This window comes from Mesorhizobium argentiipisi (SeqCode), assembly GCF_037179585.1.
GTDB lineage: Bacteria > Pseudomonadota > Alphaproteobacteria > Rhizobiales > Rhizobiaceae > Mesorhizobium > Mesorhizobium argentiipisi.
On record NZ_JAPYKO010000012.1, the window covers coordinates 120,428 to 143,882 of the forward strand.

The following is a 23,455-nucleotide window of genomic DNA, read 5'->3' on the forward strand; positions in this document are numbered from 1 at the left end:
TGGCAATAATGCCGCACGGTAACGCCCGATGCCGGCACTATTGCTGCGGCCGTTTTTGTCGGCCTAGTCCGCGTCGCCGGCTTTCTAGACATGGTCGTCGTCTCCGTCGCTGGCATGCAGCAAGGCAAAGGGCTCCGACACTTCGCCGCCGAAATAGAGCGCTCGCAGCGGCGACAGATAATTGGCCGCCATCGTCCCGGCCTGACGCTTCTGCCGGTCCGTGCTGCCGGTGTTCTTGATGATGGAGTAGCGGATCTCCTCGAACCCCTCGCGCGGGTCGATGATGATCGTGGCGCCGCCGCGGAACCAGAAGAAGCCATCGCCCTTGGCCATGCCTTGCGGCATCGCCGTGCCGTCCAGCGCAATCGGAATGCGCTGCTGGATCACGGCCACCACCTCGACGCGGAAGGAGCCATCCGGCTCGACGCGGCGCGTCGGGCGCACGCTGTAGATGTCGAAGGTCGTCTCGCCTTTCTTGGGCGCATGCATGACCGTGCCGTCCTCATTGTAGCGCGGCAGGTCGGGCAGCAGGCCGAACTGCTTGTAGAGATCCGGATCGGAGGCGAAGGCCTTGTGCATCGCCTTCCACAGCGCATAGCGGTTCTTGTCGTTGAGCGCGAAGATTTCGGCCCGCTTCAATTTCTGGTTCCAGCCGAGATCGATCTTGCTAAGCAGCCCCTTCAGCCAGGCAGGCGATGGATCTTCCGGCGCGCTCCAGGCCAGCGTCTCCTCCGAGATGGCGCGAACGTCGCGCGGCAACAGCTTCCATTTGCGGAACGATTCCAGGAAGGCCAGGCGATAGTGGAGCGGATCGTCGGGATAGGCGTCGCGGTCGGCAGTGATCAGGGCGCGCAGATATTCGCCAAAGGTGATGTCGACGGAAGGGCAATAATCGAGCGCGCGGATGCACATGGTCAGCATCTGCCTCGCAGTCTTGGCGACCTCGTCGGTCAGGCGCTCGACCAGGCTCGGATGCAAGGTTCCCGCCGGCAGGATGCCGGAGCCGCCGGTGGCAAGTTGGATCAGATCGTCGGTCCGCCGGTCGGTGATTGCCAGGAAGGCCTGGTAGACCGCGAAGACCAGGATCGAGCCGCGATCATGCGCCTCGAAGGACTTGTCGTAGTCGAGGTCGGCCATACCGGCGCCGCCATATTCGCGCAACGGCCCGGCCCTGACGCTGCCTTCGCCGAACTGCTTGGCGATACCGGAAAGCAGCGAGGCGGCCGACAATTCGCCCCTCGCCTTGCCGATTTCGAAGCTGACCAGTTCCTTCAGCGTAAAATGCTGGAACAGCGCGACGAGATCGGCGAAGGCCTCGTGGAAGGCGGGGACATCCGGGTTGGATGCTTCCTGGAAGCGGCGATGCAGCCCGTCGAGCAGCGCATGCGACATCTCATGCGCGACGATATCGCTGGACAGACACGAAAACACCGTCGTTCCGGGCGTGGTGACGTCGCCTTCATTGCCGGTCGCCGGGAAATAGCCGAACAGCAGCGCCTTCTTTTCCGGGCTGTAATAGGCATTCTCGGCGCGCAACGCATGCGGGTAGATGCGCAGGCGCGGCACATAATGCGCCTTCACTGTCATGTCGCCGGTGCGGCCGGGAGCCTCGGCGTAATGCGGCGCCCACAATGCCCGCCGGCCAAGCGCGCGCTCGAAATGGCCGATCGTGGTCATGGCGACCGCGTAGACCATCTGCTGGTGGAATTTCGGATTGCCTTCCGAAGGCGGCAGGCCGTCCTGCGCCAGAAGCACCTTGTCGTTGAGGTCGACCGGATCATAGACGCGGTCGGATGCGGGGTCGACATCGACCACTTCGAGATATTCGCCGATCGGACCGGGCAGCAGCGGCTTGTCCGTCGCCGGCTCGTCGTCCCACGGCACCGAAAGCGTCGCCTGGTAGACCGAAACCGAATCCAGCCGCTTGGCGACCGACGGATCGAGCGCATAGATGCGCAGGCGCCGTTGCGGCGGCGGCAGCGGCCGCGGCTTGCGCCTGATGGCCGGCGCGGGGCCCATGACCGGTGCGGGAACCGCTGCGCTGACGCCGGGCCGGCCGAGCAAACCTTCCAGAAACGCCTTGAGCGGCTTCGACGGTTTGCCCTGGTCCAGCGCCGCTTCGAGGAAGCGGTTGCGTGCCGCGGCCGAAACCTGATCCGGATCGCCGTCCGGGTCGGCGATCGTCTGCTCGATTGCCGCGCTGGTTTGCGCCATCTGCGTCAGTTCCAGAGCAAACATCCTTCGCTGCCGCAGCGTCGGCGGCGATAGCGGCGCCAACGAATTCCCGCCGGTCAGAAGGTCGAGCCAGCTCCATGTGTAGGTGGCGGGGGCGAGCTTCGTCAGGCTCCCCGCCGCCGGCGGCAGGAAGTCCAGCGCATCGAGAGCCCGCAACACGCCCTGCCCGATCTTCTCCTTCGTCTCCGCCGCATTCATCTTGGCAGTCGATTTCAAGGCCTTTGCGAACAACGCCTTGCGTACCGCCTCGATGCGCATCCAAGGCTGAGGATAATTCTTCACCACGTCCCAATGCTCGGCCAACCAGAGTGCGGCCGCGGCGGCGACCTGCGGGGTGGCCGCCGACGTGCCGTTGCCGTCCATGTCGACCACCTTGCGGCAATCGATTTCGGCCCAGGGCACGTTCGGCGTGTAGGCGCCGAGCGCCGTGTTCATCTTGGCAGGCGGCCCGTAATTGCCTTGCATGGTGCCGAGAGCAAGGCCGGCATAGGCGCGCCCGTCGCCCATCACGCCGCATGCCGCAAGCACGCGGTTGTAGCGGGCCGGATAGACGATGCTGCGCGGCGTGATGGTGAAATTGTTGCCGGCCGCCGTGACCATGACCAGACCGTGCTCGTAGGCAAGGTTGACGGCATCGACCAGGGCCTGCGAGGCGAGGCCGCCCATGCTCATCGACAGCACCTGCGCGCCCTGCTGGCGCGCATAGTCGATACCTTGCACCATGGTGCCGGTGGTCAGCCGCACCACCCAGTCGGCGATGCGCACCGGCAGGATCTTCGCCAGCGGCGCGCCACCGACGAAATCGGTGAAGCCCGGCCAGTGCGGCGAGGAGCCGTCGAGCTTGTTGCCGGCAAGCAGGCTGAGCGTGCCGGTGCCATGGCCGCGATTGCTGGTGAGCGTGCCTGCCGGAGCGTGATCGGTTGCGTTGTCCGGACCGGTCCCGTCGTCGACGAAGTTGCGTTGCTTCTGTGTAAGAAGCCCAACTGGCAGGGTCTGATGGCCCGGATCGAAACCGGTATCGAGATGGGCGATGGTGATGTTGGCCTGCTTGGCGCCCACCCTGTTGCGCGCCGCCGCGAACTGGCTGAAGTCCGGCGCGGCATTCCAGGCGATGCGCCCGGCGACCACCGCCTGTCCGCCCTGCGGGTCCTGATCGTCGAAAGCGCAGACGGGACTGGCGCTTGCCGCCATGCCGCGGTCGCCGACGCCGTTCCTGTAATCCCATTGCTGCTGGATATCGGGCTCGATCGCGAGCACCTCGCCGCCTGCGGCCGCAAGCGCTGGAGTCCGGCCAAGAAGATCGTGGGCGTGGTCCCAGGGATTGTCCGTATCGGCGGCATCCGTGGCCAACCGCAGCCAGGTGGCGCCGCGATCCCCGGCGGCGGCCGGACCTGCGCTATCGACACCAGGCGGGAGAGCAAGGATTGGTTCGGCTTCGATCCCGCCAATCCGAAGCGGCCGGCCTCGCACCGCGAGTCCCGCGCCGTCGCCACGAACCTTGACAAGGAGTCCCTTCACGGCTGCCATGGCGTGCCCCTCCCCAATGCGAACCATGGCGCCGACCGTCCGCTCCAGTCAAGCCAAGGTTCCTGCCATGCTTCGATTGATCTCTTTGCCGACTAGGCAATGATGCAGCCTGTCTTTCAAAGCAAAGCCGACCGAGACATGAACCCGCATATTTCAGAAACGACAGTCGCTCCGCCGGACATGCATATCTGTGATCGCCTTCACATACGCCGAACAGGATCTGCGCGCAGATACTGCACCGGGTTTCTCGAAAAGAAATTTCGATCACCTAGCCATTTTCAGATTTGCTGTCTGCGCGCATGGGCACCTCCCACCCAAGCGCGCGGACGGCGTTCCCAAGGATCGGCCCGCAACCGCCAGTGCGCCCGGTCTCCTTACAGTTTGCCGGCTTGTCCAATTTCGGCGTGTCGGGCGTGACATCGGAATCTCGTCCGCCGCCTGCCGAATTCGGTCAGCCACCACAGAAGGAGACGACGCTTTGATCGAGCACGCACTTATCCTACAATTTCCGCTTAACGAGAGGCGGAATCGTATCATGGCTACAAACGGCGCGGACGATAGGAACCTGCCGCGCCTGGCGCGCATCGACCCGCGCCAGTTCGACTTGCTGTTCAGCGGCTGCAAGCTGGAGCGCTATGCCGCCGGTCAGCATTTGTTCGTCCAGGAGGATGCGTCCGACCGCATCTATGGCGTAATGAGCGGCACCGTCGAGATTTCGCTCTATTCGCCGGGCGGGCAGAAGCTGGTGGCCAATATCGAACTGTCGCGCAGCCTGGTCGGCGAGATCGGGGCGCTCGACGGACGCCCGCGCACGGCGACCGCCATCTGCCTCACCGCCTGCGAGCTGGTTTCGCTGAGCCGGACACAACTCTTTGATCGCATTGAGAAAAACCCGCCTCTGGCCCGCGCGATGATCGAATTGCTGTGCGCAAGGCTGCGCTGGGTCAGCGGCGAGCTCGGCGATCAGGCCTTTTTCGGCATCGAGGCTAGGCTGGCAAAGCGGCTGGTGTTCCTGAGCGGCGTCATGGCCGATAGCGCCGGCTGGATTCCGATTTCGCAGTCGGAGCTCGGCGAATTCCTCGGCGCGACGCGCGAATCCGTCAACAAGACGCTGAACGATTGGCGCAACCGCCAGATGATCGCCATCAAGCGCGGCGGGTTGCGCATCACCAACATCGCCGCCCTGAACCACATCGCCGAATCGCAGGACGACGACTGAACGTCAGGCTCGGCGACTTTCGCTCCACCGGCCCGTTGCATCCGAGAAACTCAGCGCGCCCGGTCACAGCCGCGAGATCAGATAGCGCAGCGCCGAGCGGCTCGGCATAAAGAAATAGCCGCCCCCTTTGGTTGTGACAAACTGCGGCACGTCCTTGAGCACAGTGACCTTTTCCCAGGACGGGATCGAGAAGCGGCCGCCGCCGCGCGCGCCGATCGTAGGGTCCGTTTCGCCCACCAGGCCCTGGAACGAGTTCGATGAGACCCATGTCTGCTGGATGAACTCGTACTGGCGTTCGATGTCGGCGTTGAGGCACATGAAGAGCAGACCCTTCTCGGTCTTTCCGCCTCTGCCCTTCTTCTCATAGGTGCGGCCGACGCGCAGGATGCGGTGGCGCTTGCCGATCCTGATCTGCGTATCGCGGTCCTCGCCGAGCGAGTCGCGCGGGTTGGAACGGCGTATGTGGGAGCCGAGCGGGCAAGCGTGCCCTTGCGGGTCCTCGGCGCCGAGGGCGAAATCATTGTCGACGCCGCGGCCCGGACGGCCGTTCGGATTGCGCACCAGCGAACTGCCGTCCTGCCAGCGGCCAAGCATTTTTGCCGCCACCCAGCGCGGCGTGATCGTCGCATCGCCGGTCTCGCCGGCGGCCTGAACAGCGGCCTTTCGGCAATAATCGTCGAACAATTCGACATGCTGTTCGAACTGGCGCACGACGAGGAAGGTGCCGTTGCGGCCGAAATCGCGCGGCGGAGGCGGCTGCCCCGGGATCTGACGGTTGCGCCGCACCTGCGACAGGATCCCGGTGCGGTCCAGTGCCGCCTCGACCGACGGCGAAGCAGGATAGAAGCCATGCTCGTCGCGATAGCCGAACAAGAACTCGCCGGGCGCGACGAGATGCATGGGCGCAGCTCCCTTGGCGGCGCGCGCCGTACCGCGAACGATCGGCTGCGAGACGCCGTCGACGAAGCCGAAATGCTCGACCGCCCGCTTGCCGTCGCGCCGCACCATCAGCGGCAGCTCGGCGGTCACGGACATGCCCGCGCCCGTCGTCTGTCGCTTCATGGCCGCGATCTCGGCTTTCAGCGTAGCCGGCGTCTCGGCGTAGCAGACGATGACGAGGTCGACAGGATTTTTGGGCGAGCCCCACTGCCATTTGTCGGGAGCGTCGGGGCCGGTATCGTTGAGGATGCGGCTGCGCTCGGGCCTTCCCATGCCCTGGCGAAAAGCCACGGGAAACGTGTCCAGCGGCTCGTCGTCGACGCCGCCTTCGAGGCCCAACCGGCGCAGGCCGTTGGGGCCGAAAGCCACCGTCATGGCGCGGCCGGCCGGCACGCCGTCGCCGAAGCTGGTTTTTTCGGTCACGAAGTCGAGCCACGCCTTGCGCTTCGCCGCCGACAAACCGTCCGGCACCTCGATCGCAAGCATATGCGCATAGCCGAGCGCGCCGAACGGCCCGAAGAAGATCGACTGGATTTCCCCAGATTCCAGTTCTTCGAGCGGCGCGGACGCCGGTCCAGCCAGGCTGGTCGCGTCTGCCGGCCGCGCTTGCGGCCGCGGAAGCGAACCGAACAGGCTCAGCCAGTCGCGCGCCTCGTTGCCGGTGGCCGAGGCGATGCCGCGTCTGATCCTGGAGTTGATGCGGATGCGCGTGGTGTTGAGATGCGGATAGGCGCTGTACCAGAACAGCGTCGGCACCTGCTGGCGCCGTGCCCAGCGCTTGAAACGATCGCCGTCGCGCGCGCCGTCGAGGAACAGCCAGCGCGTGCGCGGATAGCCTTCGGTGTTGCTCCACACGCCGGTCAGACCGGCCGCGGCCTTGGCGATGAAATCCTCAAGATAGCTTTCCCAGCTGCCGCCGTAATTGGAGAAGAACACCAGCTTGTCGGTGCCGGGCAACAGCACCCAGCGGGCGAAATGAATGGTGTTGATGGTGGCAAGGAAGCCCGGCCTGAAGACTTTCTGCGCCGATATCGAGATGAGATAGAAGGAGAGCCGCAGCGCCAGCCGCCGCAAGATCCCCTTCTTCATCGTCGAAATCGCCGTCAAATTGTTCTGCGCGGTGTGGTCCTCATTGGCGAGGATCTTTTCGAGCGCGCTCACATCGACAGGCGTGTTCGCCGGCCGGTCCTTGTCCTCGAGCCGCCGCAGCGCCAGGAAGCAAAGGCCGACGAAAAGGATGAGGATGGCCAGCAGGCCGAGCACCGAAAGCAGAAGCGCGGCGCCGGCTATCGCGACATTGGCGAAGGTGACGCCATGCGGGTTGCCGAACACGAGCACATAGGTCATGCGCCAAAAGGCGAGAACGACGAGCGCGACGGTGGCGAACATCGCCGGCGTCAAAAGCGTCGTTGTCAGCGCGCGCGACCAGTGCCCCGGCGGTCTTTCCAGCAGGCTTTCGGCAGGCTCGAACGCCCAACCGAATTGCCCGAGGCAGCGCACATGCCGGCGCGCCTCGGCCAGCACGTCCATCGCGTTGCCGGCGCCCGCGCGCGGCCTCTCGACGATCTCACGCACGCTGTCGGCGAGCTTTGCCTCGGCCAGGATCCGCCGCACGGAATGTCCCGGCGTGCCGGAAAAAACCAGCCCGGCGGCGCTGCCGAAGGAGGGCGATATCTCGATATGGTTCTTCTTCAGGAAGTCCTCTAGCGAGCCGCCGTCCGGCAGGCCGCAGACATCCCTGAAGATCGGCCGCAGCCGGTGCCCGATCGATTGCGCAATCGAGGCAATGACGTCGTCGGTGCTGCCGTCGCCGGAGATTTCGACCACCAGCGCGCCGGTCTCGGTCCCGGTTTTCTCGTCCTTGCCGGTATGAGCGACGGCCAGGCTGGTGAAATGAATGGTGCCGACCTTGTCGAGCGCAGCGCTGAGTTCGCCGATCGCCGGATTGCCGAGATCCGCAACCTTGTCGCGTACCGCATCGAGCGGCACCGGTCGGGTGATCGGGCAGACCACCGTCACCATCGATTGATCGGCGGTGCGGCAAAGCGGCGAGCGCTCGAAATCGACCTTGAGGCTTGCCGGATAGGCGCCGACACTGACCATCTTGCCGGCCCTGCGTGCGCGGGCGAGCTTCGGTTTGCTGAACAGGGCGCGGACGCATTCGCCGATCTGGATGCGGGCGATCTCGGCGCCGATGCACAGATGGATGCCGTAACCGAAAACCATGTAATCGCGATGCGGGCGCGACGTATCGAACTCGTTCGGCCGCTGCACGATGTCCGGATCGAACATGGCTGAAAGCGTCGCCGGCATCACTACCGTTCCGGCCTTCACCAGGCGCTCGCGGCGCGTGCCCTTGCCGATGACCGCGTCACGCCTCGTGTAGCGCCATGGCCCGATCCAGATTGGCTTGAAGCGCATGGCCTCCAGCACGGCCCGGTCGAGCTTGCCGGTATCGCCGGCAGCGATGGCCTGATCGACGGCTTGCCGCGCATCGCTGCGCGACAGGATCACATCCAGGCAGTTGCTGCCGGCAAGCACGTTGGTCGGCACAAAGCCAGCGACCATGCCGAGCATGATGGAATGGATGTCGGGCAGCGACAGGCGCCCCTGATCCATCAGCGCGACGAGGCGGGCCAGCGGCCGGTCGTCCTTGCCCGGTCTTTCCCTGACCGCGGCGATCGAGCGGTCTATGACCTTGATCAGGCGATCGCCGCCGACCACGGCAAGCTGGCGCGTGGTGGGGTTTGCCGTCGGGTCGGAGAAGAACAATGCGCTGAGCGCGATCGACCAATCGGCGAATTCGGTTTCGTCGTCGATTTCGAGGCCGAAATAATCGCGGCAGATGCGCACCGGCACGATCTTCATCAACCCGGCGATGGCATCGAAACCGGGGCTGGCGCGAGTCACGATGTCGCGCGAATGGCGCTCGGCGATCGGCCGGACGATGGCTTCGACTTCCGCTGGCGGGAAAGCGCTCAGCACCGCCGATTTCATCTGCCGGTATGCGGCGCCGTCCTGCATACCGAGAATGAAATTCGAGCCCCGGGCGAGTTCGGCCATTTCCGGCCCATAGGGCGTCTCGAACTCATCGCCCCGCTCCAATATGTCGCGCACATCCGCGCCCTTGGTGACGAGCAGGAAATTGCCGAAGCCGAGATTGGGCCAGAAACGGCGCAGCAGCGACAGCAGCCAGCGCGGATCGCTAAGAAGAAAGCCGGCGATGCGGGAAGCAATGCTGCTCTTGGAACGCAGGCGGTTGATGTCGAAAGGCGGCATCTCGACGACTGGACGCTGGCTCTTCTGAGCGGCGCGGACGGCGGCGAAGTATTTCAAAGTGATCATCGCGTTCAAGCCCCCCGGCTGTCCACGTCAATGCGATGCCGGCATTGTTCTGGCCTAGATTTGCATCGGTCCGGCGTATGTGAACCCGTTCACAGTCATTTATTGTCGGCTCCGGCGATCATGCGGCAGACTTGGCCAGGTCGAAATTGGCGATCAGGAAATTGTTCTTGGCCGGGTCGACGAACGGTATCCAGCGTATCCTCTGCTCGGAAAAATCGGGATGCCTGGTCATGAAAATCGCAAGCTCGCGCGCCGCCTCGTCGCGCCGGCCGCTTCTCATCAGCGCGCCTATCTTCAGGAACCTGGCGTAGAAGTAGCCCGGTGACAGGTTGAGCGAGCGCTCGGCGGTGGCGATCGCAGCCGGCCAGTCCTCGACGAAGCAATAGGCCGCGGCCAGTTCCCCCAGATTGTGGAAGCGATAAAGGTCGAACGGGCTCAATCGGTCAGTGTCCAGGAAGAAGGGGATCGCGCTGGTCGCATCGCCAAGCAAAAGGTGCGCGCTGCCCATGGCCGAGCGGGCGAAGGCAAAGCTCGGATTGATGTGGATCGCTTCGGCAAGATGCTCGGCCGCCAATGCCGGTTGGCCGCGCATGATGTCGGCAGCGCCGAGATAGGCATGCGGACGCGCATCGAGGCTGTCCATCAGAAGCGCCTTGCGCGCAAGCGTCTCGACTTTCTCCAGATCGTCGCTGTCGCCAAAACGCAGCCATGCCCGCCAGAAATACCACCATGCGAGCTCGTTGAGCACCGCGCTTGAATTCGGATCTTCCTGGTAAGCCTTGTCAAAGAAGTCGAGCGCGATTTCGGTATCGCGACGTGTCCGCCTGTTCATGTGCCAGCGGCCGCGCCTGACCAGTTGCCAGGTTTCGAGACTTTCCCACGGCACCTGGAACGTGCGGGCCTGCTCGGCGCGATCGACCTCCTTGTCGAGGATGGAAACGATCTCACTGCCGATCTGGTCGCGCAGGCTGAAGATGTCGACGAGATCGCGGTCGAAGCGCTGCGACCAGACCAGGCGCCCGTTCGAGGTGTCGGTGAGCGACGTATTGAGGCGGATCTGCCTGTCGGAGCGCGCCAGCGTGCCGCTGACGATGTAGCGGGCGCCGAGCGCATTGCCGATGAGCCTTGTGCCTAGGCTGTCGTCGCGGAACTGGAAGCTGGACCCCTTGGCGATGACCGAAAGCCAGCGCGTGTTGGAAAGGCCGTATATGATGTCCTCGGCGATGCCGTCGGCCATATAGCCGACATCGGGTTCGCTCCCATTGCCCTGGAACGGCAGCACCGCGATTGCAGGGGGGCCTTTGGCGATCGGCCGGAAATGGCCGGGCGTGGCGGGGATGGAAGCGAAGGAAGCCGTCGCCGCGGGGCCGCCGTTGCCGCCGCGGCCGGCGATCAGCACCCGCACCGGCAGGGCGATGTTCTTCAGGCTGAATTCGCCGAGATCGGTGAAGACGGCCGACGTCTTGTCCTTCACGTGATGCCACGTCGTCGCCGAGATGGCGACGCCGTCATGCGGTGCGAATTCCTGCAGCCGGGCTGCGATATTCACGTCGTCTCCGTAGAGACGGCCTTCCCGGACGATGACGTCGCCAGTGTTGATCCCGGCCCGAAACGGCATGCGCATGTGCTCGTCGACCGCGGCATTCAGCGCCACGATCCGGTCCTGGAAATCGAAGGCCGCCCGCAAGGCCTCGATCGGGTTGCCGAATTCGGCCATAATGCTGTCGCCGGCGTCGCCGAACGTGCGCCCGCCAAAGGCGCCGCAACTGTCGGAGATGATGTCGCGCCTCTCCTCGAAGGCGGCGACGGCGAGCTCGTCGTCGATGCCCATCAGCCGGGAGAATCCTACGGCGTCGATCGAAATGATTGTTGCAAGCTGACGGGTATAATTCCGTTCAGCCATGATCGAGCCCCCAGTCCCGCTTCCAGTCCAGAACAGGCGACCTGCGCTCAAAAGAAACGCGTCGCCGTCTGCCGATGGATATCACCGGCAGGTCCGGCGCGCCGTTGCCACCCTGTTGTGATCAGAATTCTATCAGGGTCTTGCCGAAAGCTCTACTACGAACAGCTAATATGACGAACTCCCCATACGGCGCATGGTTAGTCATTTATTACATCAGGCGACACATCCGGATCACGCCTCTACCTTTTGAAATCAAAAAGATTTTCGCGCTCGGGGATGCTAAGTTGGTTACCAGCTGACCGCATCGAGGCAAACGTCTCGGGAAGCGTTATTCTTACGCAGCGGAACCAACCTGCCCACGTGCGAGTTTCTGACCGCACCTGCCAACACGAGATTTGAGGGCTCTCATGCGCACTGTTGTTTTGGCAACCGGTATCGCGGTTTGCCTTGCCGGCGGATCGGCCTTTGCGGCGGACGACCGGCCACTGCCTCCGCAAAATGCCAAGAAACTCTCGGAGATCGTCGCCAAGGTCGAGCACCGCACCGACTTCCGCTATGTGAAGGGGGTCGAATGGGACAGCGACGGCTACACCATCACCTACTACACGACGGACAAGGCCAAAGTCCAAATCACCTACGATCCCGTCAGCGGCGAACCCAGATAGGCCGCGCCCGCACGCAGCCATTTCGCCAGGCCTGCTACTACGGCAAATGGACCCCTGCACGATCTCCGGCATCTGTGTGTTAGAGCATGATCCCGACAAGTGGGAACCGGTTTCGGAGAAGATCATGCTCCAACAAAGAGGATGGCGATTCAACGAAACGTCATCCTAATCTAGCGCCTGAATACTCCTGTGCCGCGCTCCGGCGTGACAGGCCACCCCTTGCATCGATAAAACTTCGGTGGCTGACTGTCCGCCATGATTGCGGGCACGGGGGTGCATGGCGATGATCGGCTACGTCCTGAAGCGCATCCTGATGGTGCTTGTCGGCTATCTGGTTGCTGTGCTTGTCGGATTGATCGCCGTGGTGGTGATCTACGCGCTATTGAGCTCGTTGCCCAACGCCCCAAGTTACTTCGGGCTTGTGGAATTCACGCCGGTCGCCGTGCTGGTGGTGCCGCCGCTTGGCATGTTCCTCTATTTCCTGACAATCATCCTGACGGCGATGCAGACGCTGGTCTTTGCCTTGATCGCCGAGTTCTTCTCGTTGCGAAGCCTGTGGCTGCACATGTTCTTCGGCGCCGCTGCCGCATCTGCCGGTTTCATGCTGATCTGGCCCGACGCCGCGGATGATCCGGAGCGCTGGGCCGACATGGGCATCATCGCCGGCGCCGGCCTGGTGGCCGGCCTGATCTACTGGTTGATCGCCGGGCGCGATGCCGGCTTGCGCCGGCCGTTGATCAAAGCAATTCCAGGAAAAGTGTGAAGCGGTCAGGCTCGGCGGCTTCGCCGTAGCCTTCCGTCCGGAATTGCTTGAGAGTAAAAAGCGCTCAGCTTGAAGGCGCGCGCACCGCTTCGGTCGCGTCCAACGCCTGCATCAGCTTGGAATCGCGGCCGTAGACGTCGTCGAAATACTCGACCTTGCCGGACATGTCCGGCCAAGCGGTGAAATAGGCGACATAGACCGGAATGACGCGCGTGACATTCTCGGTCGAATGGCCGTGCTTCAGCTTCTCGGCGATGTCGTCGACCGTGGTGCCCAGCACGGCGGCGGCCATGCCGCGCGGATCCTGCAGCCGCACGCAGCCATGGCTGAGCGCGCGCATGTCGCGCCCGAAGAACGACTTCTGCGGCGTGTCGTGCATGTAGATGGCATGCTTGTTGGGGAAGAGAATCTTCAATTCACCCAAGGCATTGGCTTCGCTCGGCTGCTGCCGCACGCTGAAGGGAATGTTGGCGCCATAGGCACCCCAATCGACTGCCGCCGATGGGATGCGCTTGCCGCGCGAATCCGTCACCTCATAGCCGGCGCGGTCGAGATAGCCCGGATCGCCGCGCAGCCTTGGCAGCATCTCGTTGACGATGATCGACTGCGGCACGCCCCAATAGGGATGGAAGTCGACCTGCTTGATCTGGTTGTAGAAGAACGCGGTCTGGTTGGTGACCCGGCCGATGACTGCGCGGGTCTTCAGCTTCTCTTCGCCATTGTCGATATAGCTGGCGGTGAAGGCCGGCTGGTTGATGAACACGCGCGGGCTGCCGAGATCCGACGGCATCCAGCGCAGTTCCTCGAGCGCCACCTTGACCTTCTCGATCTTGTCGGCCTTCGACGAGCCGGCCAGCGAAGCCACCGTGCGCGGGCCGATGACGCCGTCGCCCTTCATGCCGGCGCGCTGCTGCACGGCCTTGATCACCGGCACCAGCTCGGGTCCGTAGACCTCGCTCTTGCCTAGCCTGGCAAGCACTTCGCCGTAGTTGCCGCCCATCTCATCATCGAGATTGCGGGCGATCAGCGTCAGCAACTTGGGTAGTTCCGGGCTGCTCTCGCCCGGCTTGAGCAGCAATTTGGGATCGACGACGATCTCGTTTTCCTCACTGGCCTCGAGCGCCTCCAGCTCGACGCGCAGCGCCTGGTACTCGGCATTCTGCGGATGCCGCGATTCCAGATAGGTGCGGACCTCCTGAGTATGCGCCAGCGTCTTCAGCGCCCCTTCCAGATCGAAGGGCTTGGCCGGGAAGTCGTAGTAACCGGTCATCCGATTGGGGTCGACGCGGCCGCTCTGGGCATCCTGCGCATAGCGCAGCACGCGCGCCGACAGCGCCATCTCGAAGCGGACCAGTTCCTTGGTCCGTTCTTCCGGTGTGGCGGCGGAACTGGCGGCAGCCGGGACATCGACGGAGTAGTCGGCAGGCGTCAGGCCGTAACTCGCCGCCTCGCCCAGGACGCGCACCGCATCCTGCGCCCGGCTGTTGGGGGCATTGTCGCTCACCCAGATGAAATCCGGATTGGCCGAATAATAGGCGATCAGCGCCTTGGCGATGTCCGGCTCGGCAAACAACTCGTAATCGCTCAAGCCTGCGACGGCATCACGGAAGCTGTTGCTCGTCACCGACGGGACAAAGGCGGCGTCCCGAGGGGTCGCGGCCTGCGGTGCCGGCAGCAGCGATTTGAAATCGACCCGCACGAGCTTGTCGGCCCTGTAGGTGTTATAGGTCGGGCTGCTGATCCTGACGCCGCTACCATCCTCTCCGGCTGGCCGCACCTTGCGCGGCTTTGGCGGCGGCGGAAACTCGCCTTGCGGGTTGTGCCGGATGCCGCCGCCGAACAGCATGTCGAACAGCCCTTGCGCGCTTGCCGACTGCTGCCCGAGGGCAAGCGTCGCCGCGATCGCGATCGCCAGGACGGCTTTTTTGTTCCCGAGGATTTTCATGCTTCACCCGCACCGGTTGAAACCGGTTCCCGTTCCACGCCGCTGGACGGTCCCGCCCTCCGCAAGGCGGATGTATGACGTGACTATACCGATTCATACTGATTTCGTTAAGCTTCCATAAATTTTCGGAGCCGTGTTGCAGAACAGTTTCACATCATCGTGAGACCCAAAGCGGCGATTGCTCCGGGCCCCACGGCGCTCGCAAAGGTGTCGAAAACAATCAGGCGTTGGCGCCGCCATCTATGGTCAACGATGCCCCTGTGACGAAGCGTCCTTCAGGGTCCGCCATGTCCACCAGGCGCGAGACAGCGCAACCCATGCCGCCCTCACGGCGACCGTTGCCGGCGCTATGGCGGCGTGGACGACGATGGCCGGCGCCGACGCCTGACCAGTGACAAACGCAAGGCTTTGTGATCGAAATTTCGGCGGCCGCAGCGAACGTGGCCGGGAGGATTTTGCCGTGAAGAAAGGTTATCGCCAGCTTCTCGACGAGGCGAATGCCGAGATCGAGGTCGTGTCGCCGGAGGAGGCAGCGGGGCTGCTGGAGGATGACGAGACGATCTTCGTTGATCTGCGCGACCCGCGCGAGGTCGAGCGCGACGGCAAGATCCCCGCCGCCAAGCATGTGACGCGCGGCATGCTGGAATTCTGGATCGATCCCGAAAGCCCGTATCACAAGCCGTTCTTCGCCAGCGGAAAGACCTTCATCTTCTTCTGCGCCGGCGGCTGGCGCTCGGCGCTTGCCACCAAGACGGCGCAGGACATGGGCCTGACGCCGGTCAAGCATATCCTCGGCGGCTACACCGCCTGGAAGGCGGCCGGCCTGCCCGTAGAGCCGGGGCAGAAAAAGAAGGCGGACTGATACGCTGATTAGGGTGTGTTGAGATTCAGGTCAGGCTGAGCCGAGAACGATGATTTCCGAGAACCGGAGCGGAGCGTACTTGAAGTACGCGAGCACCGGAAGCGGAGGAAACCATCGTTCGCAGGCCGGCATCACCTGAATATCAACGCAGCCTAGTGCAGCGTCGCTTCCCGCTGGCCAGTCACGAAGCCGACCGCGCGCGCGACGACATCCCTGTCGGCGAGGATACGGCGGTGGCCGAGCCCGTTGGCCCAGTGCAGGTGGACATGTTCGCCGGCGCCCGCATAGCGCTTCGCGTGGTCGGCATGGACTTCGCGATCGTCCGGCGCGTGGATGACCAGCGTCGGCACCGACGCTGCGGCCAGTTGGCGGTCGCCGGTGAATTCGCTGAGCGGCCGCCCGGACAGATGCTTCACCCGGTCCGCCATGGCGACGCGGGAGCGCGGCCCGACGTTCATCATGCGGCTGAAATCATCGAAGATCGCGGGCAAGGAGCTCGGCGCGGCAATCAGCACCAGCTTTTGCGCCGGAAGCCGCGGCATGCCCTTGACCGACGCCGCGACGGCATTGGCGGCAATCGCGCCGCCGAAGGAGTGGCCGACGACAGCGGCAAAGGGACCGAACCATTCGCCGGCAACCCGCGCCGCGTCCACGGCATTCACCATGTTGAGATGGCGGCCGAGCGAATGGCCATGCCCAGGCAGGTCGAGCGACACGACCTTGTAGCCGGCTCCGCGAAACCCTTCGATCAAGGCGCGCATATATTCGGTGCGCGAGCGCCAGCCATGGATGACGAGCACCGTGCCGCGCGACTCCCTGCCCGGCTCCGGCCGGAATTCATGCACCGCGACGCAATCCGTCCTGGTCTTCAGCCTGTGGTGGCGCGCCTCGGCCATGAAGGCTGAGGCACGCTCGACGGCCCGGCGTTCGCCGTCGCTCAAGGCCTTGACGCTCGGTGTGCGGCAAAACAATTCGAACGCGGCGCGGCCGCTAAGACGCGGCGCGACATGCTCGGCCGCACCAAAAACGCCCCGGATGACCTTCATTCCAAATGATGCCATATTGGCAGTCCACTCATTCGTTCAAGCATGAACATAATAGTTCAAACATGAACATTAAGCAAGAGCTGCCCTGGGACAACCCTCGCTTTCGCAACTGGGTTGCGGTGGCGCGCGCCTGTCATGTGCTGGAGCGTACGCTGGCGGTGAAGCTCGCTCCGCTCGACCTCAAGCCGGCGCAGCTCGACGTGCTGATGAACCTCTACCGCCACCCCGGCATGTCGCAGCACGATCTTGCCCGCAAGCTCTTGGTCGGCCGCTCCAACATCACCATGCTGTTGCCGCAGCTGGAAATCCGCGGCCTATTGCGCCGCGAAGGCGACGAGAAGGACAAGCGCGTGCTGCGCCTGAACCTAACCGAGGCGGGCGAGGCCCTGCTGATGAAAGCGTTGAAAGTTCACATGGCGCTGATCGAAAAGGCGATGAGCCAGTCGACGCCGGAACAGTGCGACATGATCGGCGAGCAGATGCGCAAGATCGCCGATGTCCTCAAGGAAGCCTGAGCCGGCTTCCAATCACCACATCGTTTTCTTTGCTCTTTTCGGCCATTCCTTGTCGTAGGTCTCGCCGTCGATGTTCTTGCGGCTGGTGACCTCGAGGATCTGGCCGGGCGTCGGCAGCGACTTCGGATCGACATGCCTCGCCGGGTTCCAGAGTTCTGAGCGCACGATGGCGCGTGCGCACTGGAAATAGACCGTGTCGACATCGATGACGGTGACCGAGCGGGCTGGCCTGCCGTCGACCATGAAGGACGCGCAAAGCTCGGCATCGGTCGTGATATGGGCGCGGCCATTGACGCGCAGCGTGGTGCCCGATCCCGGCACCAGGAAGAGCAGCCCGACGCGCGGATCGCGAATGATGTTCTTCAGCGAATCGGCGCGGTTGTTGCCGCGCCTGTCGGGCATCATCAGCGTCTTGTCATCGACGATGCGCACGAAGCCGGCGAGATCGCCGCGCGGCGAGCAGTCGAGCCCCTCCGGCCCGCTCGTCGCCAACGCCACGAAGGGCGAGGCCTCGATGAAGGGGGCATATTCGGGAATCACATGGTCGAGTTCCTTGACGACCGAAGCCTCGCCCGGCAACCCGTAGAGGGCCTCGAGCTGTTCGACGGATGTGATGCGCGACATCTTTTTCGCCTCCTGACCTTTTGCCGGCGCTACTCCATGTCCATGACGCCTTGACGACGGCGGCTGCCGACATTGGATTGCCACGCGCCGGGCTAGCGATCCCGGCTCAGCCCCTTCTCGGCCAGCTCGGCGAGATAGGCGTTCCAGCGCTCGTCCTTTTCGTGGCCGAGCGTATGCAGATAGTTCCAGGTGAAGATGCCGGTGTCGTGGAAATCGTCGAAGGTGATGCGCACCGCATAATTGCCGACCGGCTCGATCTTGAGGATGGCGACATTGCGCTTGCCCGGAACTGTCACCCGCTGCTCCGGCGAATGGCCCTGCACTTCCGCCGACGGCGAGGCCACGCGCAGGAACTCCGCCGGCAGTTCGAACGGCTGATGTCCCGGAAAGGTCACGGTCAGCAGCTTGCGGTCCTTCGAGACCCTGAGTTCCTTTGGCGCGGTCATGGCTGGTCCTGTCTGGGTTGCGCCCTTCCCTACGCCGCTTTGCACGATCCGGAAAGACCGGTGCATGTCGCCCAGAAGTGTGCAGCGGTTCTGGGACAAACGACATGCATCAGACAAAGACTTTTAGCCAGCCGACACGCGATGTCGGTCGGGGAATGTTACCAAAGATCAAGACCTTCTATCTTGAATGCGGCATTGGATCGTATCACATAGCTGTATATAACGACACCGCTCAGGCCACGGGAAGCGCTTGCAATGGACATGATCGACCCCTTCGGTCGCAAGATCAGCTATCTGCGCGTGTCGGTCACCGACCGCTGCGATTTCCGCTGCACCTATTGCATGGCCGAGGACATGACCTTCCTGCCGAAGAAGGATCTGCTGTCGCTCGAGGAGCTTGACCGGCTCTGCACCGTTTTCATCGAGAAAGGCGTTAGGAAGCTCAGGCTGACCGGCGGCGAGCCGCTGGTGCGCAAGAACATCATGCATCTGGTGCGCCAGCTTTCGCGGCATCTCGCGAGCGGCGCCCTGGAAGAGCTGACGCTGACCACCAACGGCTCGCAGCTGTCGCGCTTCGCGGCCGAGCTCGCCGATTGCGGCGTCAAGCGCATCAATGTCTCGCTCGACACGCTCGATGCCGACAAATTCCACCAGATCACGCGCTGGGGCAATCTCGGCAAGGTAATGGAGGGCATCGATGCCGCGCAGAAGGCCGGGCTGAAGATCAAGCTCAATGCGGTTGCACTGCGCGACTTCAACGACGCCGAAATCCCCGAGCTGATGCGCTGGGCGCATGGCCGCGGCATGGACCTTACCCTCATCGAGACGATGCCGATGGGCGAGATCGAGGCCGACCGCACCGACCAGTATCTGCCGCTGTCGCTGCTGCGCGCCGCGCTGGAGCGCCAGTTCACGCTCGCCGATATTCCTTATAAGACCGGCGGCCCTGCCCGCTATGTCCATGTCGCCGAGACCGGCGGCCGGCTCGGCTTCATCACGCCAATGACGCATAATTTCTGCGAAAGCTGCAACCGCGTGCGGCTGACCTGCACCGGTACGCTCTATATGTGCCTTGGGCAGGAGGATGCCGCCGATCTCAGGGCGCCCCTGCGCGCCTCCGAAGGCAACGAGCTGCTCGACACGGCAATCGACGAGGCCATCGGCCGCAAGCCCAAGGGCCATGACTTCATCATCGACCGCCGCACCAGCCGCCCTTCGGTGTCGCGGCACATGAGCGTCACCGGCGGCTGATTTTTTCTACGATTTAGTGCAGGATCACCTTCGGTCATTGACCAAGGGGGGATCATGCAACGCCTGCAGCGCATCGGTTGGCCGTCGGTAACGGCCATCTTGTCCCTGGCGACAATCATGACGACGACCGCAACGGCCAAGCCGTTCACTTACGTGAATGCGCGGTTCGGCACGGTGTGCACTTTCCCGGATCAGATCTTCACGGAGCGCATGCCTGAGCCGGAAAACGGCGACGGTCTGGAATGGCACAGCGCCGACGGCGCCAGCGTGGCGTGTTACGGCAGCTATAATGCACTCGACGACACGCCCAAGAGCCTCATCGGGAACGAAAAGTTGAGCCCCGAGCCAGGAGAAAAGGTCACCTACGGCAAGACCGGCAAGAACTGGGCGGTGCTGTCGGGCACGAAGGGTGACAAGATCTTTTATCAGCGGTCCGTGTTCGGAAAAGAGGACGTCATCCACACCGTCTTCATCGAGTATCCTGCAGCGCTCAGGGCGAAATACGACCCGCTGGTCGGCGCCATCGCTGCAAGCCTGCACGAGGCGTCCGGGCCACACCGGAAATAAACCATCCACACCGCCTTCCACCCGATTTACCGCCATCCTTTTCCGGCCTAGCTTTCGAGCGCGATTTTCGCTCTAGGGGGAGTGCACATGCGCACAATCATGCTTTCACTTGCAGTGCTTGGGATTGCCTCTATGCCGGCCGCGGCTCAGTCGATCGGCGGCACCTACACCGTCGCCGGCACCAATTTCGACGGCTCGAAATATGGCGGCGAGGCAACCATCACGCTGACCAGCGACACGACCTGCACGATCCACTGGGAGACCGGCGGTTCGACCTCGGACGGCATATGCATGCGTAACGACAATGCGTTTTCCGCCGGCTACGCGATGGGCGAGGAAATCGGTCTCGTCGTCTACAAGATCGAGAAGGACGGCTCCCTGCGCGGGCTGTGGACCATCGCCGGCCAGAACGGCAACGGCACCGAAGTGCTGACGCCGAAGTAAGCTTTCTAAAGCTTGGCCAATCGATCTCCCGGGCCACGCAGAAATTGGTGGCCCATTTCTTTGCCGTTGCTGTTTTCCGGCCGCCTGCTACAGGCTTGGTTTAAAATAATATCCGGAAACGCCTTTGCCCCTCTCGCCAAATCTGCGCGGCGCGCTGTTCATGGTCGTGGCCATGGTCGGCTTCACCCTGAACGATGCGATCACCAAATTCTCGTCCGAATCGATGAACATGGCGCAGGTCATGCTGGTGCGCGGCGCCTTCGCGTCGCTCTTCGTCGGCCTGCTCGCCTGGCGGCGCGGCGCACTTGCCAATCCGGCCGCCATGCTGCAGCCGATGGTGGCGACGCGCGTGGCCGGCGAAGCCGGCGCCACGGTATCGTTCCTGATCGCGCTTGCGCATTTGCCGATCGCCAACGTCTCGGCCGTGCTGCAGGCGCTGCCGCTGGCGGTGACCATGGGCGCGGCGCTGTTCTTCGGCGAAGGCGTCGGTTGGCGGCGCTGGCTTGCCATTGCCGTCGGCTTCGCCGGCGTGATGATCATCGTGCGGCCGGGCTTCGAAGGGTTCAGCGTCTATTCGCTGCTGGCATTGGCCAGCGTCGCCTGCTGCGCGGTGCGCGACCTCGCCACCAAGCGCATCCCAGAGGCGATCCCGACCATGCTGGTATCGACGGCGACCGCGCTTGCCATGACCGTGCTGGGCGCGCTGCTTTTGTCGCCAATGGGCGGCTGGACGCCGATGAGCGGCCGGGCGACCACACTGCTGGCCTTGGCGGCGGTGCTGGTGCTGATCGGCTATCAGTTCATCATCATGGCGATGCGCTCGGGCGACATCTCGTTCATCGCGCCTTTCCGCTACACGGCCCTGCTCTGGTCGATCCTGCTCGGCCTCGTCATTTTCGGCGACGTCCCCGACCTGCCCATGATCGTCGGCGCCGCCATCATCATCGGCTCGGGCCTCTATGCGCTCTACCGCGAGCGCATCGTCGGCAGGCAGCAACCTGCCGCCGAAAGCGCTGGACCCGACATGGCGCCGGACGGCATATAGGCCGATGGACCGAAATGTTGCAGGGATCATTCTGGCGGGAGGCCAGTCACGCCGAATGGGCGGCGGCGACAAGCCATTGCTTTCGCTGGGCAATGAGAGGCTGATCGATCATGTCGCGCAACGCTTGAAGCCGCAGGTTGCGGCCCTGGGGCTCAACGCGAACGGCGATCCGGCGCGGTTTGCCGCCATGGACCTGCCGGTGCTCGAAGATACGGTGCCGGGCCATGCCGGGCCGCTGGCGGGCATTCTCACCGGCCTCGAATGGGCGACGAGGCAAACGGGCTGCCGGTGGCTGATGAGCGCCGCCGGCGACACGCCGTTCTTCCCCGAAGACCTCGTCGAGCGCCTCGCAGCCGCAACCCGCGACCGCCCAGGCGCGATCGCCGTCGCCAGTTCGGACGGCAGATGGCACCCGACCTTTGCGCTCTGGCCGCTCGGCCTGCGCGACGCCCTGCGCCATTTCCTGGTTGATGAGGACAACCGGCGGGTTTCGGCCTTCATGGAGCGCCAGGACTATGTCAAGGTCGAGTTCCCCATGATCGAGACCGACGACGAAACGATCGATCCGTTCTTCAACGTCAATACACCGGACGATCTTGCGGCGGCGGAGCGTCTGTTGCAAAGCCTCAGGCCATGAGACGCGTATTCGGCATCACCGGCTGGAAGAACTCCGGCAAGACGACCCTGACGGAAAAGCTGGTCACCGAGCTGGTGGCGCGCGGCTGGACGGTGTCGACGGTGAAGCATGCCCACCATGACTTCGACATCGACAAGCCGGGCACCGACAGCTTCCGGCATCGGCAGGCGGGCGCGACGGAAGTCGCGATCGTCTCCGGCCGGCGGTGGGCGCTGATGCACGAATTGCGGGGCGAGGACGAGCCGACGCTGGACGATATCCTGACGCGGCTGTCGCCCTCGGATATCGTGCTGGTCGAAGGCTACAAGCGCGAAGCGCACAAGAAGATCGAGGCAAGGCGGCTCGAAGCCAAGGACCGGACACCGCTTTCGGCCAACGATCCCAACATCGTCGCGGTCGCCGCCGACTTTACAGTCGAAGGCGAGGACCTGCCGGTTTTCGACCTCAACGACACGAAGTCGATAGCCGACTTTGTCGAGCGCAGCACAGGTCTCGTTGCTCGAACCAAGTAACGCGGCGGCACGTCCTGATTGTCGTTTGCCGTTGATTTGCAGTTGCTTTTTTCTTGGAAAGAGTGGGAGTATCCGCCCCAGCGGGCGGTCAGGAAACGACCGACCACAAGAGCCGCACGGGACAGCGGCCATGACAATATGAGAGGATTATCATGCGTATTGCACTGCGTATCGCGCTTGCCGCTTCGGCCGCGCTGCTGACACTTGGCGTCGCCCAGGCTCAGGAAAAGACCCTGAGGATCGGCACCGAAGGCGCGTACCCGCCCTTCAACAACCTGACCTCGGACGGCCAGTTGGTCGGCTTTGACATCGATATCGCCAAGGCGCTCTGCGACGAAATGAAGGTGAAGTGCACCTTCGTCGCGCAGGATTGGGACGGCATCATCCCGGCGCTTCAGGCCGGCAAGTTCGACGCCATCGTCGCCTCGATGTCGATCACGCCCGAGCGCCAGGAGAAGGTGGACTTCACCCACAAATACTACAACACCCCCTCGGCCATCGCCGTGCCGAAGGATTCGCCGGTCAAGGGTGTGACCAAGGAAGACCTCGCCGGCAAGACCATCGGCGTCGCCACCACCACCACGCATTACAACTATGCGTCGAAGACCTACACGGACAGCACCATCAAGGGCTATCCGAGCAGCCCCGAGGAGCAGGCAGACCTCGCCAATGGCCGCCTCGACGCCATCGAGGACGACATCGTCGTGCTGCAGCAGTGGCTGGATTCGCCGGACGGCGCCTGCTGCAAGATCCTCGGTCAGCCCTCGCCGCAGCCGGTCGAGATTTTCGGACCGGGCGCGGGCATTGCCGTGCGCAAGGGCGAGACCGATCTGGTCAACAAGCTGAACAACGCGATCGATGCCATCCGCAAGAACGGAAAGTACAAGGAAATCAACGACAAGTACTTCAAGTTCGACGTCTACGGCGCTGAATCCTGATCGATAAGCCAAGGGTGGCGAGGCATC

20 protein-coding genes are annotated in these 23,455 nt (G+C 63.6%); 13 read left to right on the forward strand and 7 right to left on the reverse strand.

What is annotated here, in order from left to right; genetic code table 11:
• Positions 1 to 84: 84 nt before the first annotated feature.
• Complete coding sequence (locus O7A05_RS18205; RefSeq protein WP_337094381.1) at positions 85 to 3,492, reverse strand: S8 family serine peptidase; 3,408 nt, start codon at positions 3,490 to 3,492, stop codon at positions 85 to 87.
• Between O7A05_RS18205 and O7A05_RS18210 the strand changes: the two genes are divergently transcribed.
• Positions 3,460 to 3,858, forward strand: coding sequence for a hypothetical protein (locus tag O7A05_RS18210; RefSeq protein ID WP_337094382.1), 399 nt, complete (start codon positions 3,460 to 3,462; stop codon positions 3,856 to 3,858). The genes O7A05_RS18205 and O7A05_RS18210 overlap by 33 nt on opposite strands.
• Before the next feature lie 439 nt (positions 3,859 to 4,297).
• The gene (locus tag O7A05_RS18215; protein ID WP_224604813.1) at positions 4,298 to 4,981 is read left to right on the forward strand and encodes a Crp/Fnr family transcriptional regulator; all 684 of its coding nucleotides are present in this window, start codon (positions 4,298 to 4,300) and stop codon (positions 4,979 to 4,981) included.
• A 63-nt stretch (positions 4,982 to 5,044) separates the two neighbouring features.
• Here the strand turns inward: O7A05_RS18215 and O7A05_RS18220 are convergent, their stop codons facing one another.
• On the reverse strand, positions 5,045 to 9,265 hold the full coding sequence (locus O7A05_RS18220) for a cytochrome P450 (RefSeq protein WP_337094383.1): 4,221 nt from the start codon (positions 9,263 to 9,265) through the stop codon (positions 5,045 to 5,047).
• A gap of 118 nt (positions 9,266 to 9,383) precedes the next feature.
• Complete coding sequence (locus O7A05_RS18225) at positions 9,384 to 11,168, reverse strand: adenylate/guanylate cyclase domain-containing protein (RefSeq protein ID WP_337094384.1); 1,785 nt, start codon at positions 11,166 to 11,168, stop codon at positions 9,384 to 9,386.
• Positions 11,169 to 11,575: 407 nt separating this feature from the next.
• Between O7A05_RS18225 and O7A05_RS18230 the strand changes: the two genes are divergently transcribed.
• Entirely contained in the window at positions 11,576 to 11,833 is a 258-nt protein-coding gene (locus O7A05_RS18230) for a PepSY domain-containing protein (protein WP_337094385.1), read from the forward strand.
• Positions 11,834 to 12,116: 283 nt separating this feature from the next.
• Positions 12,117 to 12,596 (forward strand): hypothetical protein, encoded by a 480-nt coding sequence (locus tag O7A05_RS18235; protein ID WP_415927022.1) that lies wholly within the window; start codon positions 12,117 to 12,119, stop codon positions 12,594 to 12,596.
• 64 nt (positions 12,597 to 12,660) lie between these two features.
• Here the strand turns inward: O7A05_RS18235 and O7A05_RS18240 are convergent, their stop codons facing one another.
• Positions 12,661 to 14,541 carry a L,D-transpeptidase family protein gene (locus O7A05_RS18240; protein ID WP_337094387.1) on the reverse strand — a complete coding sequence of 627 codons (1,881 nt, stop codon included), beginning with the start codon at positions 14,539 to 14,541 and terminating at the stop codon, positions 12,661 to 12,663.
• A 460-nt stretch (positions 14,542 to 15,001) separates the two neighbouring features.
• Here O7A05_RS18240 and O7A05_RS18245 point away from each other — a divergent pair, with 460 nt between their 5' ends.
• Positions 15,002 to 15,403 (forward strand): rhodanese-like domain-containing protein, encoded by a 402-nt coding sequence (locus O7A05_RS18245; RefSeq protein WP_337094388.1) that lies wholly within the window; start codon positions 15,002 to 15,004, stop codon positions 15,401 to 15,403.
• A gap of 152 nt (positions 15,404 to 15,555) precedes the next feature.
• On the opposite strand, the gene O7A05_RS18250 is transcribed toward O7A05_RS18245, so the two are convergent.
• Positions 15,556 to 16,464, reverse strand: coding sequence for an alpha/beta hydrolase (locus O7A05_RS18250; RefSeq protein ID WP_337094389.1), 909 nt, complete (start codon positions 16,462 to 16,464; stop codon positions 15,556 to 15,558).
• A 47-nt stretch (positions 16,465 to 16,511) separates the two neighbouring features.
• On the opposite strand from O7A05_RS18250, the gene O7A05_RS18255 reads away from it, so the two are divergent.
• Positions 16,512 to 16,964: a MarR family winged helix-turn-helix transcriptional regulator gene (locus tag O7A05_RS18255; RefSeq protein WP_224582445.1), complete on the forward strand. Its 453-nt coding sequence runs from the start codon at positions 16,512 to 16,514 to the stop codon at positions 16,962 to 16,964.
• Positions 16,965 to 16,976: 12 nt separating this feature from the next.
• Here the strand turns inward: O7A05_RS18255 and O7A05_RS18260 are convergent, their stop codons facing one another.
• Positions 16,977 to 17,588: a pyridoxamine 5'-phosphate oxidase family protein gene (locus O7A05_RS18260; RefSeq protein WP_337094390.1), complete on the reverse strand. Its 612-nt coding sequence runs from the start codon at positions 17,586 to 17,588 to the stop codon at positions 16,977 to 16,979.
• Positions 17,589 to 17,680: 92 nt separating this feature from the next.
• Positions 17,681 to 18,034 carry a gamma-butyrobetaine hydroxylase family protein gene (locus O7A05_RS18265; RefSeq protein ID WP_040982795.1) on the reverse strand — a complete coding sequence of 118 codons (354 nt, stop codon included), beginning with the start codon at positions 18,032 to 18,034 and terminating at the stop codon, positions 17,681 to 17,683.
• A gap of 255 nt (positions 18,035 to 18,289) precedes the next feature.
• Here O7A05_RS18265 and moaA point away from each other — a divergent pair, with 255 nt between their 5' ends.
• From moaA to O7A05_RS18300, 7 genes are all read left to right on the forward strand, one after another.
• Positions 18,290 to 19,285 carry a GTP 3',8-cyclase MoaA gene (gene moaA, locus O7A05_RS18270; protein WP_337094391.1) on the forward strand — a complete coding sequence of 332 codons (996 nt, stop codon included), beginning with the start codon at positions 18,290 to 18,292 and terminating at the stop codon, positions 19,283 to 19,285.
• Positions 19,286 to 19,402: 117 nt separating this feature from the next.
• The gene (locus O7A05_RS18275) at positions 19,403 to 19,852 is read left to right on the forward strand and encodes a hypothetical protein (protein ID WP_337094392.1); all 450 of its coding nucleotides are present in this window, start codon (positions 19,403 to 19,405) and stop codon (positions 19,850 to 19,852) included.
• 87 nt (positions 19,853 to 19,939) lie between these two features.
• Positions 19,940 to 20,296, forward strand: coding sequence for a hypothetical protein (locus O7A05_RS18280; protein ID WP_337094393.1), 357 nt, complete (start codon positions 19,940 to 19,942; stop codon positions 20,294 to 20,296).
• Between the two features lie 124 nt (positions 20,297 to 20,420).
• On the forward strand, positions 20,421 to 21,341 hold the full coding sequence (locus O7A05_RS18285) for a DMT family transporter (protein WP_337094394.1): 921 nt from the start codon (positions 20,421 to 20,423) through the stop codon (positions 21,339 to 21,341).
• 4 nt (positions 21,342 to 21,345) lie between these two features.
• A complete protein-coding gene (gene mobA / locus O7A05_RS18290; protein WP_337094395.1) occupies positions 21,346 to 21,978 on the forward strand; it encodes a molybdenum cofactor guanylyltransferase MobA in 633 nt (210 codons plus the stop codon).
• The gene (gene mobB / locus O7A05_RS18295) at positions 21,975 to 22,490 is read left to right on the forward strand and encodes a molybdopterin-guanine dinucleotide biosynthesis protein B (RefSeq protein WP_337094396.1); all 516 of its coding nucleotides are present in this window, start codon (positions 21,975 to 21,977) and stop codon (positions 22,488 to 22,490) included. Before mobA ends, mobB begins: the two co-directional genes overlap by 4 nt.
• A 152-nt stretch (positions 22,491 to 22,642) precedes the next feature.
• Complete coding sequence (locus tag O7A05_RS18300; RefSeq protein ID WP_224716295.1) at positions 22,643 to 23,428, forward strand: ABC transporter substrate-binding protein; 786 nt, start codon at positions 22,643 to 22,645, stop codon at positions 23,426 to 23,428.
• Positions 23,429 to 23,455: the final 27 nt, after the last annotated feature.